General features: G+C 48.4%; 2 tRNA genes and 3 rRNA genes. All 5 read right to left on the bottom strand.

Annotated elements, in window-relative coordinates:
- Positions 1–41: 41 nt before the first annotated feature.
- A 5S ribosomal RNA gene (gene rrf / locus CLV33_RS17285) occupies positions 42–149 on the bottom strand.
- 217 nt (positions 150–366) lie between these two features.
- Positions 367–3200: ribosomal RNA gene (locus CLV33_RS17280) — 23S ribosomal RNA — on the bottom strand.
- A 186-nt stretch (positions 3201–3386) separates the two neighbouring features.
- Positions 3387–3460: transfer RNA gene (locus CLV33_RS17275), tRNA-Ala, on the bottom strand.
- A 166-nt stretch (positions 3461–3626) separates the two neighbouring features.
- Positions 3627–3700, bottom strand: a tRNA-Ile gene (locus tag CLV33_RS17270).
- A gap of 148 nt (positions 3701–3848) precedes the next feature.
- A 16S ribosomal RNA gene (locus tag CLV33_RS17265) occupies positions 3849–5366 on the bottom strand.
- The 16S, 23S and 5S rRNA genes sit together here with 2 tRNA genes alongside, the layout of an rRNA operon.
- Positions 5367–5396 lie beyond the last annotated feature (30 nt).

Here is a 5396-nt window from a genome sequence, read left to right as displayed (position 1 = left end):
AAAAAAAGAGCCTAACTACATATGTAATTAGACTCTTCCAAAAAAGGCGGCGACCTACTCTTCCACAAGTGCAGTACCATCGGCGCTAACGGGCTTAACTTCTCTGTTCGGAATGGTAAGAGGTGAGCCCCGTCGCTATAACCACCTTAAATCGTTTCCCCGCGCAGGCGGGGATCTCTTTTAACTCATAAAACACCATCTCTGGGATTATGAGATCCCCGCTTTCGCGAGGATAAAATATCTTAACATATTGAAAATAAGAAACATGATCGTACAATAATTATTGAGCCTATAAAAAAACAACGCACCCCCATTACCCGTTAGGGCAAGTGTCCTCCCCTGATTGGGGGAGTTAGAGGGGGCTTTTACAATAAGCCTATGGGTTATTAGTACTACTTGGCTATGACATTACTGCCTTTACACCTATAGCCTATCAACGTGGTCATCTCCCACGACCCTTTAAAGAAATCTCATCTTGTGGTGGGTTTCGCGCTTATATGCTTTCAGCGCTTATCCCTTCCAAACGTAGCTACCCAGCAATGCTCCTGGCGGAACAACTGGTACACCAGAGGTTTGTCCAACTCGGTCCTCTCGTACTAGAGTCAGATCCACTCAAATTTCTAACGCCCACTGTAGATAGAGACCGAACTGTCTCACGACGTTCTGAACCCAGCTCGCGTGCCACTTTAATGGGCGAACAGCCCAACCCTTGGGACCTTCTCCAGCCCCAGGATGTGACGAGCCGACATCGAGGTGCCAAACCCCCCCGTCGATGTGAGCTCTTGGGGGAGATCAGCCTGTTATCCCCGGCGTACCTTTTATCCTTTGAGCGATGGCCCTTCCATGCGGAACCACCGGATCACTATGCTCTACTTTCGTACCTGATCGACTTGTAGGTCTCTCAGTCAAGCTCCCTTATGCCATTGCACTCTGCGCACGGTTACCAAGCGTGCTGAGGGAACCTTTAGAAGCCTCCGTTACTCTTTTGGAGGCGACCACCCCAGTCAAACTACCCACCAAGCACTGTCCCTTCATAGGAAGGTTAGACTCTAGATAAGCAAAGGGTGGTATTTCAACAATGACTCCACAACGCCTGGCGACGCCGCTTCAAAGTCTCCCACCTATCCTACACATTACTTATCCAAAACCAATACTAAGCTATAGTAAAGGTGCACGGGGTCTTTTCGTCCCACAGCGGGTAATCGGCATCTTCACCGATACTACAATTTCACCGAGCTCATGGCTGAGACAGTGTCCAGATCGTTGCACCATTCGTGCAGGTCGGAACTTACCCGACAAGGAATTTCGCTACCTTAGGACCGTTATAGTTACGGCCGCCGTTTACTGGGGCTTCATTTGAATGCTTCGCCGAGGCTAACATCTCCACTTAACCTTCCAGCACCGGGCAGGTGTCAGGCCATATACGTCTTCTTTCGAATTAGCATAGCCCTGTGTTTTTGATAAACAGTCGCCTGGACCTTTTCACTGCGGCCCCGAAACAAGTTCGGGGCGACCCTTCTCCCGAAGTTACGGGTCTATTTTGCCTAGTTCCTTAGCCATGAATCTCTCGAGCTCCTTAGAATTCTCATCCCAACTACCTGTGTCGGTTTAGGGTACGGGCCGCTACTCTTGCTTTTCTTGGAAGTCGATTCTCTGGATTATCACCGCAACCGAAGTCTTAGTGTACTATCGCCGTGTTGCCACTGGCTTCAACGTGCTATTCCGTCAGCACGCACCAAATATTCGCCTCCGTCACTTTTATTGAGAGCGGGTACAGGAATATTAACCTGTTGTCCATCGACTGTCCCTTTCGGGTTCGCCTTAGGTCCCGACTAACCCTCAGCTGATTAGCATAGCTGAGGAAACCTTAGTCTTTCGGAGTGCGGGTTTCTCGCCCGCATTATCGTTACTTATGCCTACATTTTCTTTTGTAGCTTCTCCAGAATGCCTCACGGCAAACCTTCGACGACACTACAATGCTCCCCTACCACCACGCCAAAGGCGTGGTCCATAGCTTCGGTAGTATGTTTATGCCCGATTATTATCCATGCCGGACCGCTCGACTAGTGAGCTGTTACGCACTCTTTAAATGAATGGCTGCTTCCAAGCCAACATCCTAGCTGTCAAAGCAGTCCAACCGCGTTTTTTCAACTTAACATACATTTGGGGACCTTAGCTGATGGTCTGGGTTCTTTCCCTCTCGGACATGGACCTTAGCACCCATGCCCTCACTGCTGATCATATTTTATAGCATTCGGAGTTTGTCAGGAATTGGTAGGCGGTGAAGCCCCCGCATCCAATCAGTAGCTCTACCTCTATAAAACTAATATCAACGCTGCACCTAAATGCATTTCGGGGAGTACGAGCTATTTCCGAGTTTGATTGGCCTTTCACCCCTACCCACAGGTCATCCGAAGACTTTTCAACGTCAACCGGTTCGGTCCTCCACTGTATGTTACTACAGCTTCAACCTGCCCATGGGTAGATCACACGGTTTCGCGTCTACCACTACCAACTATGGCGCCCTGTTCAGACTCGCTTTCGCTACGGATCCGGACCTGAAGTCCTTAACCTTGCTGGCAACGGTAACTCGTAGGCTCATTATGCAAAAGGCACGCCGTCATTACGCCGAGGCGTAACTCCGACCGCTTGTAAGCGTATGGTTTCAGGTTCTATTTCACTCCCTTATTCAGGGTTCTTTTCACCTTTCCCTCACGGTACTAGTTCACTATCGGTCTCTCAGGAGTATTTAGCCTTAACGGATGGTCCCGCCAGTTTCACACAGGGTTTCACGTGCCCCGCACTACTCAGGATACCACTATGTCCGCACTCTTTACCTATACCGGGCTATCACCGTCTATGGCCGCTCTTTCCAAAGCGTTCTAGTTCATCATGCTTCCAATGATGTGGTCCTACAACCCCAATATTGCCGTAACAACATTGGTTTGGGCTAATCCGCGTTCGCTCGCCACTACTTACGGAATCACTTTTGTTTTCTTCTCCTCCGGGTACTTAGATGTTTCAGTTCTCCGGGTTTGCCTCCTTGCGGATACTATATCTTCAATATAGTGGGTTGCCCCATTCGGATATCTGCGGATCAGTTTGTATGTGCCAATCCCCGCAGCTTTTCGCAGCTTATCACGTCCTTCATCGCCTCTGAGAGCCTAGGCATTCCCCATACGCTCTTTTGTAGCTTATTGTACTTTTTGTCTTTTTAATGAGTTTTATTATTGCTCGTTACAATAATTATTTTTATTAGATATTTCTATCTAATTTTTCATGTATCTTTTTTCAATATGTCAATGAACTTTACGACAACGCCAACGCGCCGTCTGGCTCCTACGTTAAAAATGTCTACTAGACACTTTCTTAACATTTCGGCCCTGTGGAGAATATCGGAGTCGAACCGATGACCTCTTGCGTGCAAGGCAAGCGCTCTAGCCAGCTGAGCTAATCCCCCGTTTTTAGTTGTCAGTTGTCAGTATTCAGTAATCAGTTTAATTGTTGATGTACTGCGTACTGCTAACTGCGTACTGTAAACTGGTTTCCCAACTTCTAAAATTTCCTTTATTTTAATGAACTTGTCCAAAATTGACCTGATATACAACCAAACCAACCCTGGGTCGTAGTCTCAGGCAGACTCGAACTGCCGACCTCTACATTATCAGTGTAGCGCTCTAACCAGCTGAGCTATGAGACTGTACTTAGTCGTTAGCCTTGGCCTTTATCTGCTTAGTTTATACTAACCACTAATGACTAATGACTTACTTTTTATTTTAAAATTAACAGCAAAAAGAATAAACTATCCTTTTCTCAAAAACTTTTGCCTATTTGTCGTCTTTCTCTAGAAAGGAGGTGTTCCAGCCGCACCTTCCGGTACGGCTACCTTGTTACGACTTAGCCCTAGTTACCGATTTTACCCTAGGCCGCTCCTTGCGGTGACGGACTTCAGGCACTCCCAGCTTCCATGGCTTGACGGGCGGTGTGTACAAGGCCCGGGAACGTATTCACCGGATCATGGCTGATATCCGATTACTAGCGATTCCAGCTTCACGGAGTCGAGTTGCAGACTCCGATCCGAACTGTGATAGGGTTTATAGATTCGCTCCTGGTCGCCCAGTGGCTGCTCTCTGTCCCTACCATTGTAGCACGTGTGTAGCCCAGGACGTAAGGGCCGTGATGATTTGACGTCATCCCCACCTTCCTCACGGTTTGCACCGGCAGTCTTGCTAGAGTTCCCATCTTTACATGCTGGCAACTAACAACAGGGGTTGCGCTCGTTATAGGACTTAACCTGACACCTCACGGCACGAGCTGACGACAACCATGCAGCACCTTGTAAGTGGTCCGAAGAAATAGCTGTCTCCAGCTAATGCAACTTACATTTAAGCCCTGGTAAGGTTCCTCGCGTATCATCGAATTAAACCACATGCTCCACCGCTTGTGCGGGCCCCCGTCAATTCCTTTGAGTTTCATTCTTGCGAACGTACTCCCCAGGTGGGATACTTATCACTTTCGCTTAGCCACCCAGCCGAAGCCGGACAGCTAGTATCCATCGTTTACGGCGTAGACTACCGGGGTATCTAATCCCGTTCGCTACCTACGCTTTCGTCCATCAGTGTCAGTATATTATTAGTAATCTGCCTTCGCAATTGGTATTCTATGTAATATCTATGCATTTCACCGCTACACTACATATTCTAACTACTTCATAATAACTCAAGACTAGCAGTATCAAAGGCAGTTCCACGGTTGAGCCGTGGGATTTCACCTCTGACTGACCAGCCCACCTACGGACCCTTTAAACCCAATGATTCCGGATAACGCTTGGATCCTCCGTATTACCGCGGCTGCTGGCACGGAGTTAGCCGATCCTTATTCTTACGGTACCGTCAAGCCGCTACACGTAGCGGTGTTTCTTCCCGTATAAAAGCAGTTTACAACCCATAGGGCAGTCTTCCTGCACGCGGCATGGCTGGATCAGGGTTGCCCCCATTGTCCAATATTCCTCACTGCTGCCTCCCGTAGGAGTCTGGTCCGTGTCTCAGTACCAGTGTGGGGGATCCCCCTCTCAGGGCCCCTACCTATCGTCGCCATGGGGTGCCGTTACCACTCCATCTAGCTAATAGGACGCATACTCATCTTGTACCGTAACCTTTAATTATTTCATCATGCGAATCTATAATACTATGGGGTCTTAATCTTCATTTCTAAAGGCTATCCCCCAGTACAAGGCAGATTGTATACGCGTTACGCACCCGTGCGCCGGTCGTCATCTGGTGCAAGCACCAATGTTACCCCTCGACTTGCATGTGTTAGGCCTGCCGCTAGCGTTCATCCTGAGCCAGGATCAAACTCTTCATCGTTAAATTTTTAAGTCTCTTACGACTTGTTTG

The organism is Jejuia pallidilutea (assembly GCF_002973595.1).
Classification (GTDB): Bacteria; Bacteroidota; Bacteroidia; order Flavobacteriales; family Flavobacteriaceae; genus Jejuia; species Jejuia pallidilutea.
This window is presented reverse-complemented; position numbering and strand designations above follow the sequence as displayed.